Source organism: Oceaniglobus sp. K40-3 (assembly GCF_055808395.1).
Genome location: NZ_JBVVRW010000004.1, coordinates 433,444 through 451,105 on the forward strand (window position 1 = coordinate 433,444; position 17,662 = coordinate 451,105).

Annotated in this window: 20 protein-coding genes; 2 read left to right on the forward strand and 18 right to left on the reverse strand. The window is 64.3% G+C overall.

The annotated features are described in order from the left end of the window. Positions 1-15: 15 nt before the first annotated feature. The 9 genes from AC0L7P_RS21490 to AC0L7P_RS21530 all read right to left on the reverse strand — a co-directional run bounded on the left by AC0L7P_RS21490 (position 16) and on the right by AC0L7P_RS21530 (position 11,240). Positions 16-1,092 (reverse strand): Gfo/Idh/MocA family protein, encoded by a 1,077-nt coding sequence (locus tag AC0L7P_RS21490; RefSeq protein ID WP_473436150.1) that lies wholly within the window; start codon positions 1,090-1,092, stop codon positions 16-18. Positions 1,093-1,101: 9 nt separating this feature from the next. Beyond that, complete coding sequence (locus AC0L7P_RS21495; protein ID WP_473436151.1) at positions 1,102-2,079, reverse strand: ABC transporter permease; 978 nt, start codon at positions 2,077-2,079, stop codon at positions 1,102-1,104. 103 nt (positions 2,080-2,182) lie between these two features. Beyond that, positions 2,183-3,025: an ABC transporter permease gene (locus AC0L7P_RS21500; protein ID WP_473436152.1), complete on the reverse strand. Its 843-nt coding sequence runs from the start codon at positions 3,023-3,025 to the stop codon at positions 2,183-2,185. Next, entirely contained in the window at positions 3,022-4,524 is a 1,503-nt protein-coding gene (locus AC0L7P_RS21505; RefSeq protein WP_473436153.1) for a sugar ABC transporter ATP-binding protein, read from the reverse strand. Before AC0L7P_RS21505 ends, AC0L7P_RS21500 begins: the two co-directional genes overlap by 4 nt. 68 nt (positions 4,525-4,592) lie before the next feature. Continuing rightward, entirely contained in the window at positions 4,593-5,618 is a 1,026-nt protein-coding gene (locus AC0L7P_RS21510) for an ABC transporter substrate-binding protein (protein ID WP_473436154.1), read from the reverse strand. A 187-nt stretch (positions 5,619-5,805) separates the two neighbouring features. Beyond that, a complete protein-coding gene (locus tag AC0L7P_RS21515) occupies positions 5,806-7,020 on the reverse strand; it encodes a type II secretion system F family protein (protein ID WP_473436155.1) in 1,215 nt (404 codons plus the stop codon). After that, positions 7,017-8,480: a GspE/PulE family protein gene (locus AC0L7P_RS21520; RefSeq protein WP_473436156.1), complete on the reverse strand. Its 1,464-nt coding sequence runs from the start codon at positions 8,478-8,480 to the stop codon at positions 7,017-7,019. The genes AC0L7P_RS21515 and AC0L7P_RS21520 overlap by 4 nt, the downstream gene beginning before the upstream one ends. 2 nt (positions 8,481-8,482) lie before the next feature. Next, the gene (gene gspD / locus AC0L7P_RS21525; RefSeq protein WP_473436157.1) at positions 8,483-10,417 is read right to left on the reverse strand and encodes a type II secretion system secretin GspD; all 1,935 of its coding nucleotides are present in this window, start codon (positions 10,415-10,417) and stop codon (positions 8,483-8,485) included. Next, positions 10,407-11,240, reverse strand: coding sequence for a type II secretion system protein N (locus tag AC0L7P_RS21530; protein ID WP_473436158.1), 834 nt, complete (start codon positions 11,238-11,240; stop codon positions 10,407-10,409). Before AC0L7P_RS21530 ends, gspD begins: the two co-directional genes overlap by 11 nt. Positions 11,241-11,401: 161 nt before the next feature. On the opposite strand from AC0L7P_RS21530, the gene AC0L7P_RS21535 reads away from it, so the two are divergent. After that, positions 11,402-11,917, forward strand: a complete 516-nt coding sequence (locus AC0L7P_RS21535; RefSeq protein ID WP_473436159.1) for a hypothetical protein — start codon at positions 11,402-11,404, stop codon at positions 11,915-11,917. Here AC0L7P_RS21535 and AC0L7P_RS21540 read toward each other — a convergent pair. The 9 genes from AC0L7P_RS21540 to gspG all read right to left on the reverse strand — a co-directional run bounded on the left by AC0L7P_RS21540 (position 11,914) and on the right by gspG (position 16,934). Continuing rightward, complete coding sequence (locus AC0L7P_RS21540; protein WP_473436160.1) at positions 11,914-12,450, reverse strand: hypothetical protein; 537 nt, start codon at positions 12,448-12,450, stop codon at positions 11,914-11,916. The two genes, AC0L7P_RS21535 and AC0L7P_RS21540, sit on opposite strands and share 4 nt — an antisense overlap. A gap of 65 nt (positions 12,451-12,515) precedes the next feature. Further along, positions 12,516-12,644, reverse strand: coding sequence for a hypothetical protein (locus AC0L7P_RS21545; protein ID WP_473436161.1), 129 nt, complete (start codon positions 12,642-12,644; stop codon positions 12,516-12,518). Continuing rightward, positions 12,641-13,132 (reverse strand): type II secretion system protein GspM, encoded by a 492-nt coding sequence (gene gspM, locus AC0L7P_RS21550; RefSeq protein ID WP_473436162.1) that lies wholly within the window; start codon positions 13,130-13,132, stop codon positions 12,641-12,643. The genes AC0L7P_RS21545 and gspM overlap by 4 nt, the downstream gene beginning before the upstream one ends. Before the next feature lie 10 nt (positions 13,133-13,142). Beyond that, positions 13,143-14,270 (reverse strand): type II secretion system protein GspL, encoded by a 1,128-nt coding sequence (gene gspL, locus AC0L7P_RS21555; protein WP_473436163.1) that lies wholly within the window; start codon positions 14,268-14,270, stop codon positions 13,143-13,145. Further along, positions 14,267-15,013, reverse strand: a complete 747-nt coding sequence (locus AC0L7P_RS21560) for a type II secretion system minor pseudopilin (RefSeq protein WP_473436164.1) — start codon at positions 15,011-15,013, stop codon at positions 14,267-14,269. Before AC0L7P_RS21560 ends, gspL begins: the two co-directional genes overlap by 4 nt. Before the next feature lie 103 nt (positions 15,014-15,116). After that, a complete protein-coding gene (locus AC0L7P_RS21565) occupies positions 15,117-15,653 on the reverse strand; it encodes a PulJ/GspJ family protein (RefSeq protein ID WP_473436165.1) in 537 nt (178 codons plus the stop codon). Next, entirely contained in the window at positions 15,650-16,021 is a 372-nt protein-coding gene (locus tag AC0L7P_RS21570) for a prepilin-type N-terminal cleavage/methylation domain-containing protein (protein WP_473436166.1), read from the reverse strand. Before AC0L7P_RS21570 ends, AC0L7P_RS21565 begins: the two co-directional genes overlap by 4 nt. Beyond that, complete coding sequence (locus AC0L7P_RS21575) at positions 16,006-16,458, reverse strand: prepilin-type N-terminal cleavage/methylation domain-containing protein (RefSeq protein WP_473436167.1); 453 nt, start codon at positions 16,456-16,458, stop codon at positions 16,006-16,008. The genes AC0L7P_RS21570 and AC0L7P_RS21575 overlap by 16 nt, the downstream gene beginning before the upstream one ends. Then, complete coding sequence (gene gspG / locus AC0L7P_RS21580) at positions 16,443-16,934, reverse strand: type II secretion system major pseudopilin GspG (protein ID WP_473436168.1); 492 nt, start codon at positions 16,932-16,934, stop codon at positions 16,443-16,445. The genes AC0L7P_RS21575 and gspG overlap by 16 nt, the downstream gene beginning before the upstream one ends. 36 nt (positions 16,935-16,970) lie before the next feature. Here gspG and rrtA point away from each other — a divergent pair, with 36 nt between their 5' ends. Next, the gene (rrtA, locus tag AC0L7P_RS21585) at positions 16,971-17,660 is read left to right on the forward strand and encodes a rhombosortase (protein WP_473436169.1); all 690 of its coding nucleotides are present in this window, start codon (positions 16,971-16,973) and stop codon (positions 17,658-17,660) included. Positions 17,661-17,662 lie beyond the last annotated feature (2 nt).

Here is a 17,662-nt window from a genome sequence, read left to right on the forward strand (position 1 = left end):
GGCGTCGAGGCTCGCTCATGGCAGCAGCTCCAGCGTGCGTTTTTCATGGGCCGAACGCAGGGCGGTATCGACGATCCGCTGGGCGTCGAGGGAAAGGGCCGCATTCAGCGGGCCGGTGATGTCTTCGCCACGCTCCAGACAATTCAGCACATATTCCACCGCGTTGCGCCGCCCTTCGGGCAGGGCGTCGGCGGGCACCGATGTGACCTCAGCGCGCGCCCGGGTCTGCACCGTGACGTGATCGGCGTAATCGGCGCTGGCGATCGTGCCATCGCGCCCGACAAAGACAAAACCACAGGTGGGCTGGGGCTGGGTTGTCCAGGGATCGGTAAAGGTGCCCCAGCGGGTTTCCATTTTCGACAGCCCATGAGCATAGCGGCAAATGGTGATCGAATGCTGATCCACCTCGATTCCCGGGGTTTCATCAATCACGCTGGTCACTTCCAGCGGCACGCGCCCGTCCATGTACCAGGTGCCAAGGGTCGCGCCATAGCCAAGATAATCGAGCAAGCTGCCCCCGCCCGACGCCTTTTTATACCACCAGGAATCCGGCTTCTGGCGCTCCACCTCTTCGGGCGAGACCGAAACCTTGTCGGCCAGATGATACAGCGGGCCACGGTTGCCATCGTAAAAATGCACCTCGGTCAGCTCACCGATCACGCCCTCGTCAATCAGGCGTTTCGCGGTCACATGGCTTTCGACCCAGGCAAGGGGCCAGTTGATGGCCAGATGTTTGCCTGTTCCTTCCATGGCGGCGATCATCCGCCGGGCATCGGCAACCGACCCGGCAAAGGGTTTTTCCACCATGATATGCACACCATGGCGCGCCAGACGTTCGGTATAATCCGCGTGATCCGCCGTGGCGGCGCAAAGGATGGCAAGGTCGGGCTTGGCCGTGATCATGCAGGCGTCAAGATCGGTAAACACCCGGTCCGGCGGGATGGCGAAGGTTTCGATCGCATCCGCCATGCGGGCCGGGTCCGGGTCGTAGATCCCGGCAATCTCGGCGTCGGGGTGATCCTGCACAAGACGCAGCAGATCGCCCATGTGCATGTGATCGAAATTGATGCCCGCAATGCGCCATTTCGCCATGACAGCCTCCTATCTCTGATCGGTCAGTCTGATGTAAATCGTGGTCACGGCCAGAATGATCAGGCCAAACAGGATGCGCCGCGCGCCCTCGGGCATTTGCAGCAGGGTCAGAAGCGTGCCAAGAACGGTGAGGATCAGCGCACCCACGATGGTGCCGGAATATCCGCCCCGTCCGCCAAAGATCGACGTGCCGCCAATCACCGCCGCCGCCACCGAGGGCAACATCAAGGGACTGACCAGCGACAGCGACGGCGCCTTGATCAACCCCACATAGAGCAGCCCGCTGACCCCGGCGATCACCCCGGACAGGGCATAAAGCGCCAGATAAACCTGCCATCCCCGCACCCCCGAAATCCGCGCCGCCGTTTCGTTTGACCCCAGCGCATAGAGCAGTCGGCCAAACCCCGTGCGCTTTTGCGCCCAGATGATCAGCACGGCAAAGGGCACGAACAGCAGCAATGAATTGGGCCAGCCCCATGTGCGCCCGGTGCCAAGCCACGACAGGCTGTCCGGCACGACCGACCCGGTGGCGATGACAAACCGCTGATAGACCTGCAAACAACCGGTGCCGATCAACCCGGTGCCGAGCGTCATGATCAAAGGATGCACCCGGCACACCGCCACGCCAAACCCGTTGACCAACCCGATGGCAATGGCCGGCAACAGCCCGATCATAATGGCCAGCGGCACCCCGACAATCGGCACCTGCGTGGCCATGACAAAGGCGGTGATCGTGGCGGCCACAGCCGCCGACAGATCAATCCCGCCGGTCAGCATGGTCAGGGTCTGACAGGCCGCCAGCATGGCCAACGGAATGGCGAATTTCACCGTGTTGGCGATCCAGCGTTCGTTGAAAATGCCGGGGCGCATGAATTCCAGCACGCCGATCAGGGCAAACAGCAAAACGATCAGCGGAATGATCGGATAATCGCCCAGGAACCTGCCCAGCCGGGTCAGGAACGGGGCGGTTTCACGTTCACTTGTCATGTCTTGCGTCCTTTCACGGCCAGCACCGCACCCAGCATCACGACGACCACCATGATCGTGCCTTCGACAATGGTTGTCACATTCGGGTCAACCGATGCCAGCGTCAGATCCATCCGCACAAGGCGCAGGATGAACACCGCGATGATCGGTCCCAGCAGCGCGCCGCGCCCGCCCCCAGAACCACGCCGCCCAGCACCACGGCGGCGACACTGGCCATCAGATAGGGGCCGGGAATGGGCTCGCCGATGCCGGTAGACATGGTCAGGGTCAGCCCGCCCATGGCCGACAGCAACCCGCAGATCGCATAGGCCAGTATCCGCGTGCGCCCCACCGCAACGCCGGAACGATAAGCGGCCAGTTCATCGCTGCCGATGGCATAGATCGACAGGCCCAGTTTCGAGCGGCGCAAAGGCACCCAGACCACGGCAAGGCAGATCACCAGAAAAACAACCGACTTGGGCAACCACGGGAAAATCACATGGCCCACGATCAGGGCGCGCAACCACGGCGTGGCCCCACCCCCCGGCGCGTTCAGGATCAACAGCGCCACACCTTCCCAAACGTACAGCATGGCAAGGGTGACAACGATGTCAGGCACCCGGGTGAACACGATGGCAGCGCCGTTGATCGCCCCCATCACCAGCCCGATCAGCAGTACGGCAATCACCGCCATCACCGTGCCACCATCCCCCGCGCCATCCATCAACACCGCCGCGCTGACCCCCGCCACCGCCATCATCGAGGCGACCGACAGGTCGATCCCCCCCGCGATCACCACTACGGCCATCGCCGCCGTGGCAAAGGCAAAGGGCAGTGTGGCACGGCCAAGGGAATCCAGCCCGGAAACCCCGAAATCAGGCTGAATCATCCGGGTCAGCACGAACAGCAGCGCAAGGAACACACACAGGCCCAGAACCCAGCCGTGTTTGGCAATAAACCGGTTCATGCGGGCAACTCTTCTTCGGCGGGCAGGCCATAGGCGGCGCGCAGCAGGGTGGGTTCGTCGGCATCCGCCGCCTCGATCACATCGACAACGCGGCCATTAAAGATAACGACGGCGCGGTCACAGGCCATGGGCACCTCGCCCAACTCGGATGTATAGAACAAAATCGACGCCCCCTCATCGGCCAGTTTGCGCACCAGTTGGTAAATCTGGCGCTTGGTGCGTACATCAATGCCCCGGGTCGGATCGAACAACAAAAGGGTATTCACCCCGGTGGCGATCCAGCGCCCGATGGTCACCTTTTGTTGGTTGCCCCCCGACAGGCGCTGCACCTCGCCCATGGCGCGGGTGTCGATCTGAAGCTGCGCGATGGCGTCATCGACGCGGCGCGCCTCGTCCTTCATCGGGATCGCGCCCCATTTGCGCATCCGCGCCACCAGTGGCACCGCGATGTTTTCGCGCACCGAGCGTTGCATGAACAACCCGTCGGCCCGGTCCCCCGGCACAAAGGTGTGACCGGCGGCAATGGCATCGGCGGGGTGGCGGAATGTGACGGCCTTGCCGTCAATCTCGATGGTGCCACCCGAGGGGCGGCGCACCCCGGCCAGGGCATCGAACAATTCGTCCTGCCCCTGCCCCTCCAGCGCGACCACGCCCAGAACCTCGCCCTTGTGCAGATCAAGCGACACATCGGCAAGTTTGGTTCCCGCCGCAAGGCCACGCACCCGCAGGCGCGGCGGGCCTTCGGGAATGGCGCTGGTCACCTCGGCCCCCGCGCCGCGACCGGCCCCAAGGGCCGCGCCCAGCATCAGTTCGACCACGCGTTCCTCGACCCCCGGCTCGATCGGCAGATCGCCCACAGTTGCGCCATCGCGCAGCACCGTGGCCCGGTCGCACAGTTCGGAAATCTCGGTGAAACGGTGCGAGATATAGATCACCGATTGCCCGGCATCAGCCTGGGCGCGCACCACCTGCAACACCCGTTCCACCAGATTGGTGGGCAAGGCGGCGGTCATTTCGTCCAGCATCAGCACCTCGGGTTCGCTGGCCAGGGCACGGGCCAGATCAAGGATGCGCAGGGTGGCAAGGGGCAGATGGCCGATCATATCGTCCAGCCGCAAACCGGTGATGCCCAGTTGATCCACCCAGTGGCGGAACGGTTCAACCGGGGTGGCCCCAAGGCGCAGGTTGTCGGCCACATCCAGATCGGGAATAAGCGAGGGTTCCTGATAGACCGGCATCAACCCGGCACGCCGGGCATCGGCGGGGGATCGGGCAATCCGTGCCTGCCCCTTGATGTGAATGGCGCCGCCATCGGGGCGCAAGGCCCCTGTCAGGATTTTCACAAAGGTCGATTTGCCCGCGCCGTTCGCCCCCATCAGCGCAACGATTTCACCCTTGCGCAGGGTCAGCGATGCATCGCGCAGGGCGATCACCGCGCCAAAATGTTTCTTCACGCCCTGCGCCGAAAGCAGGGGCGTTTCCCCGGTCGGGTCATTCATGCCTGTGCCCGTCATTTGGTTCGTGTCAGATGGTCGGTGGCCCCGGTTTGCACCGGGGCCGTCCTAAATCACTCGCCCGGGCCTTTGCAGGCGATGATTTCGTCCATGGAATAGGTCGTCCAACCCGGGATCGACACGCTGACCGGCCATTCCGGGTCAAGGTTGGGGTTCTGCGCCGCTTCGATCAGGGCCATGCCCGCCGGATCATTGTTGGCCCAGATCGCCGGATCGACCAGCACCGTGTGGCTGTCGGGCATTTTCCCATCAAGGATCTGCAACGCCAGCGTCACACCCGCACCACCGATCGAACCGGGGTTCGTCACCGCCGCGCCCACCAGACCATCAACCGTGGCAAGCTGCCCGACGAAACCGGCGTTATCGGCACCGACAATCGGCACCAGTGGCGCGTCGGATTCGACAAAGGCGTCGACGATCACGTTGTCGATGCCGCTGGTCCAGACCCCGTCAACGGGCAGGCCGGTGGCCAGATAATCAAGGATCTGCTGTTTGCCCTGATCCTGCTGCCAGTTGGTGAAGACCTCGTGAACGATGTTGATGTCGGGGAATTCGGCCAGCGCCCGTTTGAACCCGGTATCGCGGTCGTTATCGGCCCCTGCCCCGGCAGCGCCGCGCATATACACGATGTCACCTGCACCGCCGACCTGTTCAAACAGCCACTTGGCGCCCAGATAGGCGTATTCTTCCTGGTTGTTGGACAGGATATAGGCGCCCTCGGCGGTTACGGCCTGATCGACAGCGACCACAACGATACCCTTGGCGATCGCCTCTTCGATGGCGGAATTCACGCCCTCGGAATTGGAGGGGTTCAGCACGATGGCATCGACGCCTGCCTCGACCAGATTGCGGATATCCTCAAGCTGACCGGCGGCATCGGTGTTGCGGTGGGCGATGTTGAGCGAATCAACTTCGCCGCTGTCCAGTGCCTGCGCCTTCATCGCACAGACCATTTCTTCGCGCCAACCGTTGCCCTGAACGGTGTTGGAAATGCCCAGGGTATAGCCCTCGGCGCTGGCCACGGATCCCAGCCCGGCAAGCAGTGAAATTATTGCTGCGCTTTGGAAATATCGTTTCATTGTCGTTCCTCCCGTTTCGGTTTCATTGTCGTTCCGGTGCGCATCGCCATCGGTGTTCGCGATGTTCCGGCCCACCTTTCAGGATGCCCGATCAGCGTCCGGCAATCCTTTGGATTTGCTCCGATCCACAGTAGACGCAGTGAGTTGCGCATCTTGCAAGTGTTGAATTTTACCGCCCCTGCGCGGCCTAGGGTGCGATTGCGGCCTGAAGGTCAAAGATCGGCAACAGCACCGCCAGAACAATGGTCAGAACCATGCCACCGATCAAAACCATCAGCAGGGGTTCGATCAGGGCCGCCACCCGCTTGCGTTCGTTGGTCAGGGTGTTTTCCACCATCGCCGCCGCCCGGTCGGTCATATGGCCCAACCGCCCCGAGGCCTCGCCCGCGCCGATCAACTGCCGCGATACGGCGGGGATGAACCCCATGATGGCGATACTTTGCGACAGGGTCTGGCCACGCTGCACGGCGGTGGCTGCGGCTTCGGCCTGGGCGCGGAAATCGGCAACGTCCAGAACCGCGCAGGCGCTTTGCATCCCCGGCACGATGGGTTGTTTGCTTTGCACCAGAACCGCAAGGGTGCGCAGATATTGCGCCGCCCCGGCCAGCCGTTTGAAACGCCCCAACAAGGGCAGACGCAGAACAAACCGGTGCCAGCGGTCGCGAAACGCCGGACGGCGCAACCCAAAGACGAACGCCGCACCCATGGCCAGCAGACCGGCAATGATAAACGGCCAACTGGCGAAAATGGCATCGCTGACCCCCATCATCACCCGGGTCAGTTGCGGCAGGGGTTGGTCGGTGCTTTCGTAAAGCCGGGCCAGTTCCGGTGCCACGGTGCGCAACAGAACCCCGGCAACCAGAATGGCAACCGAGGCCACGAAGGCCGGATAAATCAGCACCGTCGCCAACCCGGTCTGTTCGGCGCGCAGGGTTTCGATGTAATCGGCCAAGGTGCCGGTGACCTGCACCAGCCGCCCCGCCTCTTCGCCCGCCTGAAGGGCGCAGAGACAATAGGCCGGATACCCCGCCTGTGCGCGGGTCAGACTGTCGGCCAATGTGTAACCGCTCATCAATCCGGCGCGGGTTTGCGAGGCGAGCGCCTCGATCTGCGGGCTGGTGTCGGATTGGGCAATCGCCTCAAGCGCCTGTTCCACGGTCAGACCCGCCTCTAGCATCACGGCAAGTTGGCGCAGGAACACCGCGCGCATGTCGGCATTTGGCCCGCGCTGGCCCAGCCGCCAGCGGCGCGCGGGCGTAGCATCGGCCTTGGCGGTCAGGGTTTCGGTGAATAACCCCCTCGCGCGCAGATCGGCGGTGGCCTGTGCCTCGGTCGCGGCGACAATCACGCCCTTGGCGCGCTTGCCACTGTCGGAATAGGCGATATAGGTCCACGCCCTCACAACGCATCCCCCAGCACACGCCGCACCTCGGCAACCGACGTGCGCCCCTCAGCCACCGCCAAAAGCGCCAGATCGCGCAGGGGCGCCCCATCGCCCGCGTGGGCGCGCAGGGCGATCTCGGAGTCGCCCTCGGTAATCCCATTGCGCAGCGCGGGCGTGATTTCGAGAATTTCGAACACCCCGAACCGCCCCGCCATGCCTGTATCGCGGCAATGATCGCAGCCCACCGCATCGCAAACCCGATCCGGCACCGGCAAATCCGCCGCGCGGAACAGGGCGGCGTCTTCATCGCCGGGGGTGCCGAAAACCTTGCAGTGGTCGCACAACTGCCGCAACAGACGCTGCGCAATCACCCCCTGCAAGGTGGTGCCGATCAGGTAATCCTCAAGCCCCAGATCGCGCAGGCGGGTGATGGCCCCAAGGGTGGAATTGGTGTGCAGCGAGGAAAACACCAGATGCCCGGTCAGCGCTGCCTGTGCCGCGACACTGGCGGTTTCGCCATCGCGGATTTCCCCCACAAGGATCACGTCAGGGTCTTGCCGCAGGGTGGCGCGCAGACCGGCGGCGAATGTCATGCCGATACCCGCGTTGATCTGGCTTTGGGAAATACCCTCAAGATCAAATTCAATGGGGTCTTCGACGGTGACGATATTCCGCTCGGCCCGGTTGGCGAGTTTCAGCAGGGAATACAGCGTCGTCGTTTTGCCGCTGCCCGTGGCGCCGGTGGCAAGGATAATGCCGTTGGGCCGCGCCGCCAGCCGCTCCAACGCCGTGATCTGGCTGGCAGGAAGCCCCAGATCGGCCAGGGGCAGCAACCCTTCGGAGCGGTCGAGAATCCGCATCACCACCCGTTCGCCGTAATTGCCCGGCAGGGTCGACACCCGCAGATCAATTGCCCGCCCGCCAAGACGCACCGTAATCCGCCCATCCTGTGGCAGCCGCGTTTCGGCAATATCAAGCTGCGCCATCACCTTGAGCCGCGACACAACCCGGCGCACCGGCACATCGCCGCGATCCATTACCGTCTGCAATACCCCGTCAATCCGCATCCGGGCGCGCAGGCCGCCCTCATGGGGTTCGATATGCAGATCCGAACCGCGCGATTGCACCGTGCGACGGATCAGACCGTTGACCAGATGAATGACCGGCGCCTCGGTGCTGTCCTCCAGCAGATCGACGACAGCCTCGCCGCCCTGCGCGTCTTCCAGATCGAACACCGCTTCGTCATCGTCGGGCGCGCCATTCTGCCCGCTTTGCCCCTGATCGGAATAAAGCCGCGACAGCAGGGCGGCGAATGCCTCCTGCTCCAGCCGCTCAACCTCAAGCGCCGCGTCGCCACTGCGCCGCCGCGCCTCAAGCAGGCCGGTGCGCGTGGCCGCAGGGCCAAGCAACACCCGCCCCGCGTCCAGCACCACGCCCTGATCCCGCGCAAAGGAAAACGGAAGCAGCGCCTTTGCCATGGTTATTTTCCCGGAAATTTTAACGGGTCAGGCAGGGGCGGATACAGGTTGCGCCGCGCCATGCCATCGACAAACCCGGCGCCAAAAGGTTGGTTCAGGTCGGCCCCGTCAAAGGGCAGATCCGAATTGGGCAGGGCGGGGTAAATGCCATCGTCATCGGGGCTGATCTGGGCGCTGGCCTTTTTCGCCTGCAAGGCCACCTCGCGGGTCATGCGCTCCGCCTCGTCGTCGTTGTTCACGATCCGGGGGCGCAGCATGACCAACAGCACGCGCTGCCCCTCGCTGACGTTGCGCCCGCGAAACAGCCGCCCAAGAACCGGCACATCGCCCAGCCCCGGCACCTTTTTGGACACCGATCCATTGCCGTTTTCCAACAGCCCGCCCAGCATGATGACCCGCCCGTCAGCGATCAGCACGTTGGTGTTGATTTCACGTTTCGAGGTAATCTCGCCCCCCGCGGCCGAGGCAGCGTTGGTGAGGTTTGACACCTCTTGCGCGATGGCCAGCCGCACGTTGCGGTCGGCGGTGATCTGTGGCGTTACCGTCAGGGTCAGGCCCACATCCTGACGCTGGATCGTCTGAAACGGCTGATCCGGGATTGCGCTGTCGCCCACCGTGGCAAAGCTGCCGGTGACAAAGGGCACGTTTTGGGCCACGACGATCCGCGCCTCGCGGTTGTTCAGGGTCATGATCGAAGGGGTGGCCAAAAGGCGCGTGCTGGTTTCCGAGGCAAGGGCGGCGAGAAATGCGCCAAAGCCGCGCCGTTCGTTGCCCACGGCGCCACCCAATGCGCCGCCATCGCCAACCGCGGGCGCCGTGCTGCGCGCCAGGATCGAGGTGACCAGCCCGGTCAGCGTGGGGCGCCCTTCCAGCGAAAACTGCACGCCCCCCGCCACGGCCCCGTTGACGATGGCGCCGAATTGCACCGACAGATCGGAAAAACTGTCGACTGAAATTTCAAAGATCACCGCCTCGATCAACACCTGTTTTGGGCGATGGTCCAACTGGCGGATGGCCTGAACGATGGTGTGCAGTTTGTTTTCGGGCGCGGTGATGATCAGGGCGTTCTGCTGGGGTTCGGCAACCACGGTCACATCGCTGCTGCCGCCCTCTTCTCCGCCACCACCGGCAAAGGATTGGCGCACCGCCCCTTCAAGAGAGGCGGCATCGGCATAATTCAGGGTGACCACCGCCGTGTTGGTCGTGCGCCCCGGGCTGTCAAGCTGATTGGCCAGCAGACGCACCCGGCGCCGAAAGCTCTCAGGCCCCGACACAACGATGGAATTTGAACGGGAATCGGCGGCGATGGTTGCCCCCGCCGGGATGATCTCAAGCCCGCGGATCACTTCGGCCAGTTCGGGCGCATCGCCATTGCGCAGGCGGATGGTTTCCAGCGCCGATTGCCGGGGCTGATCCAGACGTTGCACCAGCCGCGCGATCCGGTCTTGATTGGCGCCCCGGTCTGACAGGATGATCAGGTTCGATGCCGGCACCGTCGACAGCACCGCCTCGGCGGGCAACAGCGGGCGGATGACCTCGACAATCTCGTCCACGCTGACGTTGCGCAGTTGAAGCACCCGTGTTTCAAACACCCCGCTTGGCCGGCGCAGGCTTTTGTCCGATGACAGCACGCTGGCGGTGTCGATGGGCACGATCCGGTCGGCCTCGACGCCCTCAACGATGGTCAGGCGGTTCAACTCCAGCACGTTGAGAAAGACATCGTAAATCGCATTGCTGGAAATTTCCCCCGGCGCCACGATTGTCACGGTTCCCGCAACCCGTGGATCAAGAATGAAATTCCGCCCGGTGGTTTCGGCGACGATCTGGATAAACGAATTCAGATCCGCATCGCGCAGGTTCAGCGAAACCTGCGCCGTGCCCGGGCCGGTCAGGCCAAGACACAATATCATCGCCAGCCATATTGCCCTAAGTTGCATCCTGCACCTCGATCCGCAGTGACCATCGCGATCCGTCCCTTATCAGTTCCAGCTCGAAAACGCGCGTTTGCAGCAGCGCGCCCGCCAATTCGGCGGAATTCTGAACATCGGTGATCGCCTGACCATTTATTGTTTTGATCTTGTCGCCTTTTTTAAGGCCCAACCTATCGTATAAAAGCCCGTTTCGCACCCATAAAATTTCCAATCCCCGGCTGCCGTCGCCAAATTCCGTTTGCGCGATTCCCCCGGCCCGGGTGATGATATTGCTCAGCCGCTGACCGACAAATGGCGTCAGATCAAGCGTGACCGGCGGCAGGGCGCGCGATGCCACCTCGCGGCGCGGGGGGTGTTTTTCGGGGTCGGTTTCGGCGGTGGTGACCGGGGCGTCGGGCCGGTCCAGCGGATCAAAAGTGATCAGCCGCCGCGTGCCGTCGCCTTCGATCAACACGCCGTCGGGGGTGATTTCAATCACGGTTTCCCCGCCCGACACCCTATCACCCTTGCGCAACAATTGATCGTTCTTCCCGTCGCCCACGATGGCCCAGCCGCCATCAATTCCGGCCACCAGCCCCTTGAGCCGGTAATTCAGCGCGATTTCCGGCGCCGCCTCGGGCGGGGGCGGGCGCCGCCGGGGTGCCGAACAGGGGCGGCCACGGCGCCGCACCCACAGCCCCCCGGCCTGTGGCGCGGGCGTGGCAACGGGGCGGGCGGGCAATTCCACCGGATCGGGCGGCGGCGCGCTCAGGGTCAGCGCCACAGCCATCAGGCCATATCCGGCCCCCAACGCCGCGATGAATGCGAAAAGCCGCTCGATCGCCCTCACCTTACCTCCTGCGCATTTATGCAACAGTTGGCCATCGCCCGTGAAATCGACGGATATTCCAAAACGGCAAACTCCTGTATATCCGAAAGCAATACCAAAAAACGGGGCAGGTAGAAACAATGTGGTCAGTGACAAGATCAATTCCCGCAGGCGTGGCGTCAATGGCGCTGTTTGCGCTCATGTCCTGCGCGCCCACCGGTGGTGGTGGTGCACAGGTGACGCGCGGCGGATTTCAGGCGCAATATGTCGCCGCGCGGGCCGATCTGGAATCGGGCGCGTTCAAATCCGCCATGCGGCGTTATTCCGGGTTGATGAAATCAGCCGGGCCGTTTCAGCCGCGTTTGCTGTTGGAGCTGTCCCACGCACAATTGCGCGCCGGTCAGTTTGACGACGCCGCCCAGACAGCACAGCAAATTGCGCAGGCCGAAGATGACAAGATGCGCGCCGCCGCTTTGGCCGTGCTGGGCACTGCCGAACATGAAATGGGGCGGCAACGTTCCAAAAGCGGCAAATGGGACAAGGCAACCGAGGCGCATTTCCTGCGCGCCGCCGGGGCGCTGGATGAGATGCTGAAAACCAACCCCGGAATGGACCCGGCAGGCGGGATGAAAAAGCGCCGCGCCGCCATTACCGAGGACATGCGCGTGTTCAACGGGCTTTCGGCCTCGAACGGCTAGGGCAACGCACGGGGCAGGGCGATCCGGCGGCGCAGGCTCCACCCGTCGCCATCCTTTTTCGCGGTGCGTTGCAGGATCGCGCGAATTTGGTCGGGCAGATCGGGCGTATCGGCAACACTCAGGGTGACTTGCAGGGCGGCGGCCCCTGACAGCCCCTCGAACGCGGCCTGCGCCGTGACCGGGTTGTTCGCCACGCTGCTCAGCCGGGCGCGCCATGTCGGTTGCGCCGCCTTGATCATCAGATCGAAAGCGCCCAGCGGCACGCCCTGCACACGCAGATCAAGAACCCGCCCCGTTGCGGTCAGGCTGGACAGGCGCCGCACTGCCCAAGGCAGGCTGGCCTGCCCCTCTGTCAGCAGAACATCACCGGAAACACCATATTCTGGCGGCATCATCGCGGCCAGATCGACGGTGCCGCGCCGCAGGGCAATATCGGCCCCGTGCAGGCCCGGCCAAACCTGGATGTCCGCCGCGCCCCCCGGTGCGCGCAAATCGGCATTCCAAACCGGCGAGCTCAGCCCAAGGGGCGCCATGGCCCAAGACAGGGTTGCCCCGGCCAGGGGCCTGCTGCGCCCCCGGGTCAGCCCGGTATCGGGCGTCAGATAGGCGGCCCATGGCGGGGGGCGATGCCCGGGATCATCGCCAGATGCCCCACCCGCCCCAGATGCGCCACCGCGACAAGGGCGCCCAGAACCAACCCCAAAAAGATCAACAACCCCTTGATCACGCCCCCGGCTCCAACACCGCATCCAGCCGGATTTCGCCCGGGTCCGCGACCGCCTCGATCCGCAGTTGGATCAGGTTCAGCCCCTTGTCCTGTTGCCCGCGCAGCCATGTCATGGCGGGTTCGAACGGCACGCTGTCAAACCCCAGTTCGATCCGCCCGTCGCCTTCCGACGACAGCCGGGCAAGGTGCGGTGCAAGGCCCGCATCGTGAACGCTGCGTTCAACATCCGCCACCCCGGGGGGCGGTTGCACATTCACCTCGGTCACCGTCAGAACCGTCGGATCAAAGGTGGCCGCCTGCCCGGACACCCAACGCAACAGATCCTTTGCCTCGTCTGTGCGCGCCTCGATGCTGCGGGTCCGCTCGGCAATGGGCGACAGCACCAGAAACCCGAACCCCAGCGGCACGATGACCGCGATCAGGCCGAACAACAGCCAGCGTTCGCGCGGTTGCCGGTTGGCAAGATATTCGGCCAGTCCACGCATCATCGCCCCGCCCTCATGTCTGTTCGATCCGCAGGATGGCCCGGGTCAGGCCCGCGTCCGTCACCGATGATTGCGGCACGCTGACCCGCAATCCCCCCGCCCTGAGATCAGCCACCAGCCCGTCAAGGGCGGCGAAACTTGCCACGTCCAGCGTCACCGAAAGCCCCTCTCCTGTCCCATGTGTCAGGGATTGTACCGCCGCCCCGGCGTTCAGCATCACCACCGCCGCCTGTTGCAACAGCGCCAGCGCATCCGCCCCGTCAGCGGGCGTACCGCCGTCACCCGGGGCGGCGGCGGTGATCCGGGTGACCTGCGCCCGGGCATCCAGAATCGGGCCGCTGGGAATGAACGTATCACGCAGCAGACGTTCAACCGCCACGTTGGTGCTGCGCAGAGCGGTTTCGGCCCGCTCCAGACGCAGCCACTCTGCCACTGTCCAGCTCAGCGCGGCGACCAGAACCAGCGCGGCGGTTGCCACCCAGCGGCGCAGGCCCGTTTCAATCCGGCGCAGGGTTGCGGCGCGGTCTTCGCGCAGGTCAACAGGGTATGCGCCTTTTACCGGCGGTGCCAAAGGCGGGGCATCGCCCTTGTGCCGCAATTCCCCGCCCAGAGTTTCCAATTGAGCGCGCACCGCATCCGGCAAGGGGCCATAAACATCAATCGCCGCAGGTTTGGGACCGGAAAGGCGCAGCAGTTCCAGCGCGACGGGCCATTCGGCGCTGAACCCGAACGCTTCGCCCAACCGCGCCACCACACGCGGGGCATCCCCCACCGGTTGCAGGTGCAGCGCCCATGTGTCGGGCGCAAAGGGCAGCGCGAAATAATCGGGCATCAGCGCCTGACACCGCTCGCCTATGGGCGCGACACCTTCGCGCAGGGCGGCCATTCTTGTGCCGTCAATCACCACCACATGGGACCAGCCGCTGCCGCGCACGAGGTGCAGTTCAGCCGCGCCGGGCGGCAAGGACAGATGATCGGCCACCTGCCGCCGGGCAATCCCGGCCCGCGCCGCGCCCGACACCCGGGCAGGCAGATCAACCGTGTGGACCACGGCCATCTCACCCGGGATCAGCGCAACAAACGGCCCGTTGGGGGGTCGTTGCCCGTTGCCGGGTCGAAAAATTGCAATATCCGGCGTCATTCCCACCCGTTCACCCTTAATTCACGGCGGATTTGATCGTCTTCGACCGACCGATGCAACAGGGTGTAGCGCGACAGGCGCGTTTCGCCCAGTTCGGCAGTGGCAAACGCGGCAAACCAATCCGAACCGGTGGCGAACCGGCGAAAGTTGATTTCGTCCCGCTCTGGCACAGGCACCCGGGCGCGCACGGCGGCGGCAAATCCATCGGCATCCTCAAAGGGCTGGGCAGTGCGCAGGTCCAGCAAAGTGGTCAGCGCCTCGGCGTTCAGTTCGGGCAGGTGGGCGGCCAGAACGGCGCGGGGCGCGGTGTTGATGTTAAGGGCGGGGCGTTTGGGCAAAAACGTTGCGACCTGTTGCAGCGCCCCCCGTTCATCGGGTGTGAGGCCGCTCAGCGACGCCAAAAGGCGCAACGGCCCATCCCTTTGCATCTGCACGATCACCTGTGCGCCCGTACGCGGCGCGATACCAATGGCGTTGCACAGGCGCAAAAACGTGGGCCGCGCGCCCGAAGGATCATCAGGATCGGCCAGCAGGTTGAGGTTGAACAGCCCCTGCTGATCACGCAGGGTCAGGGCGATCCGCCCGCGATCCACCGGCACCGTATAATCGGGGCGCGCCCAATCCTCATCCAGACTGTCAAAGCTGCTGGTCGCCATGTCATGGCGCAACACCAGTTGCGCCAGTTCGGTTGCGCCATCAAGGTAGATCGCAGCCTGCGCCGTATCCCTCTGCAACTGCGCCAAGGACACCCCCTGAGAGCGCGCGCCTCAAGCGCCACCGCCGCTGCCGACAGCATCGCCACGATGATCAGCGCGTTGATCAGGGCCATTCCCCTGTCGCGGCCCGTCATTGCACCACCAACACGCGCAGGGGGCCGGTTTCGGTTTCCAACCGGGCGTCATACCCGCGCACCCCGTCGGGTGCGGTGCGGCTGGCGGGTGCCCAGCCGTCAGGCGACAGTGCCAGAACATCGAAATCGCGCACCCCGGTAAACATCGGTTGCGCCGTGGCGAGTCGGGTGGCGTCGGGGGCGCTCTGGCTGCGGGTCACGCGGCGGTTGGCCCGGTCAAACCGCCACACCACGCGCGCCAACCCGGTCTGCGCCGGATCATCAAGATCGCCAACACCCGCAACATTCAGCGTCACGGCCCCCGGCGCCTGATCGTCGCCCAGCCCCGTTGCCGCGCCCAGATCGTGGCGCAACACTTGCAGGGAAATGGCCAGATCATCCGCAGCCGCGGCGTGGCGGGTCAGGCTTTCCTGATAGCGAACCATCAGGCGCAACGCCTGGGTGCCGATCAGGGCGACCATGGCAAACAGCGCGATCACCACCACCAGTTCAATCAGCGTGACCCCTGCATCCCTGCGCCAGCGCCCGTTCATGGCGTCACCTCGGGCGGGACATAAGCGATCAGCCGGGCACCGGGCCAATCGGCGGCGCGCACGGTGATTTCAACCTCGATCAGGCCAACTTCGGTCACTGTTTCGCTCTGCGCCACGCTCCAGTCAATCGGCCCCATCGTGACCTCGGCGGGCAGGCTGCGCCCCGCCACCGCGCCCAGCAGCTTCAGTTCCTCGGCGCGGTTTTGCGCCACCAGAAGGGCCAGCGCGCGCGGCGCCTGCCCATCGACCAAAAGCGCCGATTGGTTCAGCGCGCGAAAGCTGGCGATCACCCCGATCGACAGCACGGCGATGGCCACGACCACCTCGATCAGGGTGATCCCCCGATCCCGGGTTACAGAGGTGTGCATTCCAGCGGCCCCCATGATCCGGCGGTGCAATCCTGCCCGCGCTGGCCCGGTGCGCCCAGCCGCAGATGCAGGGGTGTCGCCCTGCCGCCGGGCAGAAACACGATGCGGATTTCCTGTTCCGGCGTGTCGATGCGCGGCGGGTTTTGCCATGGGGTGACATTGCCCGCCGCAACCCACGGGCCACCCTCGGCATTCGGTTGCCACACCTCGCGCTGTTGACCTTCGGGCCCAAGGAACAGGGCAAGGGGGCGCGCGCCCAGCACCGCCTCGGCCCGCAGATCGGCGTGATTGCGCAACAATTGCACCCGGTCCGACGGGGTGCCATCGGGACGCAGCGCCAGAACGCTGCCCACCGACAGAACCGACAGGATCGCCACGACCACGGCGACCTCGATCAGGGTAAACCCCGCCTGCCTGCGGCTCAGTTCAGATCCCATGTGCCGATATCCCGGTTCACGTCCTCGCCCCCAGCCACACCATCGGCGCCAAAGGTGAACACATCGAATTCATCGTGAACCCCCGGCGAGAGATATTGATAATTTGCGCCCCAGGGATCCTTTGGCAACGATCCGATATAGCCTTTGGCGGCGTAATTCTGTGGCACCGGCGGCAGGCTGGGCGCCGCGACAAGGGCGGCAAGGCCCTGTTCGGTGCTGGGAAAACGGTAATTGTCGAGCTTATAGAGCATCAGCGCACTTTGGATTGATCCAAGATCCGACTTTGCCCGCGCCAGCCGGGCCTGATTGGGGCGGTCGATGATGCGTGGCGCGATGACCAGCGACAGGATCGAAATGATGACCACCACAACCATGATCTCAAGCAGCGAAAACCCTGCGTCCCCTTTGGGGTGTGTAGAGGATTTGCGCCTGGTTGCGTTCAGATAAAATTCATTTAGGCTAAATTCGGACAACATATCAAAATATCCCCCCGATATGGCTGGATTTCTACCATGTTTTCAAAGCGAAATTCAACCCCGGGCGCGCTGGCGCTGATCCTGACGCTGCTTGGGTTTCTGGCGGTGTTCTGGGGGGTGGAATGGGCCTTTGGCGCCCGGCGCGATGATCTGATGCTGGAAAACGGCGCGCTGGCGGCGGGGCAGTGGTATCGGGCATTTACCGCGCATCTGGTGCATCTGAGCCTGCATCATACGGTGTTGAATTCTCTCGGGCTGGTGCTGGTTGCGGCCACCCTTTCGCCGGTCCTGCACGCGCGGGCGCTGTTGGGGGTGAGCGCGCTGGGGTTTGCGACAATCTCGCTCGGGTGGTGGATATTGCAGCCCGACGGGGTGACCTATGCGGGGTTTTCAGGGACGGTTCACGGGATATTCGCCTTTGGCGCGCTGGCCTATCTGCGCGCCGGGCCGCGCTGGTTTGGCTGGGTCGTTCTGGCGGCCCTGAGCGCCAAGATCGGATTTGAAATTCTGGTCGGCCCGGTGCCGGGGGCCGACGCGGCGATTGCCGGACGGGTCAGCACGCTGTCCCACGGGTTGGGAACGCTGGCGGGGGCCGTGGCGGGGCCGTGGCACCGGGCCGCCAAACCCTGGCTGATCCTGTTGGCCTGTGTCGCCATCATCGCCGCCATGGCCCATGAACGTCATTTTGCACCAATGGCCCCCACCCCTGTCAGCGTCGATGGATAACC

Bases quoted from the DNA above. Each gene is read 5' to 3' on its own strand.
- AC0L7P_RS21490 (WP_473436150.1), bottom strand. From the start codon at position 1,092: ATGGCGAAATGGCGCATTGCGGGCATCAATTTCGATCACATGCACATG.
- AC0L7P_RS21495 (WP_473436151.1), bottom strand. From the start codon at position 2,079: ATGACAAGTGAACGTGAAACCGCCCCGTTCCTGACCCGGCTGGGCAGG.
- AC0L7P_RS21500 (WP_473436152.1), bottom strand. From the start codon at position 3,025: ATGAACCGGTTTATTGCCAAACACGGCTGGGTTCTGGGCCTGTGTGTG.
- AC0L7P_RS21505 (WP_473436153.1), bottom strand. From the start codon at position 4,524: ATGAATGACCCGACCGGGGAAACGCCCCTGCTTTCGGCGCAGGGCGTG.
- AC0L7P_RS21510 (WP_473436154.1), bottom strand. From the start codon at position 5,618: ATGAAACGATATTTCCAAAGCGCAGCAATAATTTCACTGCTTGCCGGG.
- AC0L7P_RS21520 (WP_473436156.1), bottom strand. From the start codon at position 8,480: ATGGCAAAGGCGCTGCTTCCGTTTTCCTTTGCGCGGGATCAGGGCGTG.
- gspD (WP_473436157.1), bottom strand. From the start codon at position 10,417: ATGCAACTTAGGGCAATATGGCTGGCGATGATATTGTGTCTTGGCCTG.
- AC0L7P_RS21535 (WP_473436159.1), top strand. From the start codon at position 11,402: ATGGCGCTGTTTGCGCTCATGTCCTGCGCGCCCACCGGTGGTGGTGGT.
- AC0L7P_RS21540 (WP_473436160.1), bottom strand. From the start codon at position 12,450: ATGGCGCCCCTTGGGCTGAGCTCGCCGGTTTGGAATGCCGATTTGCGC.
- gspM (WP_473436162.1), bottom strand. From the start codon at position 13,132: ATGATGCGTGGACTGGCCGAATATCTTGCCAACCGGCAACCGCGCGAA.
- gspL (WP_473436163.1), bottom strand. From the start codon at position 14,270: ATGACGCCGGATATTGCAATTTTTCGACCCGGCAACGGGCAACGACCC.
- AC0L7P_RS21565 (WP_473436165.1), bottom strand. From the start codon at position 15,653: ATGAACGGGCGCTGGCGCAGGGATGCAGGGGTCACGCTGATTGAACTG.
- AC0L7P_RS21570 (WP_473436166.1), bottom strand. From the start codon at position 16,021: ATGCACACCTCTGTAACCCGGGATCGGGGGATCACCCTGATCGAGGTG.
- AC0L7P_RS21575 (WP_473436167.1), bottom strand. From the start codon at position 16,458: ATGGGATCTGAACTGAGCCGCAGGCAGGCGGGGTTTACCCTGATCGAG.
- gspG (WP_473436168.1), bottom strand. From the start codon at position 16,934: ATGTTGTCCGAATTTAGCCTAAATGAATTTTATCTGAACGCAACCAGG.
- rrtA (WP_473436169.1), top strand. From the start codon at position 16,971: ATGTTTTCAAAGCGAAATTCAACCCCGGGCGCGCTGGCGCTGATCCTG.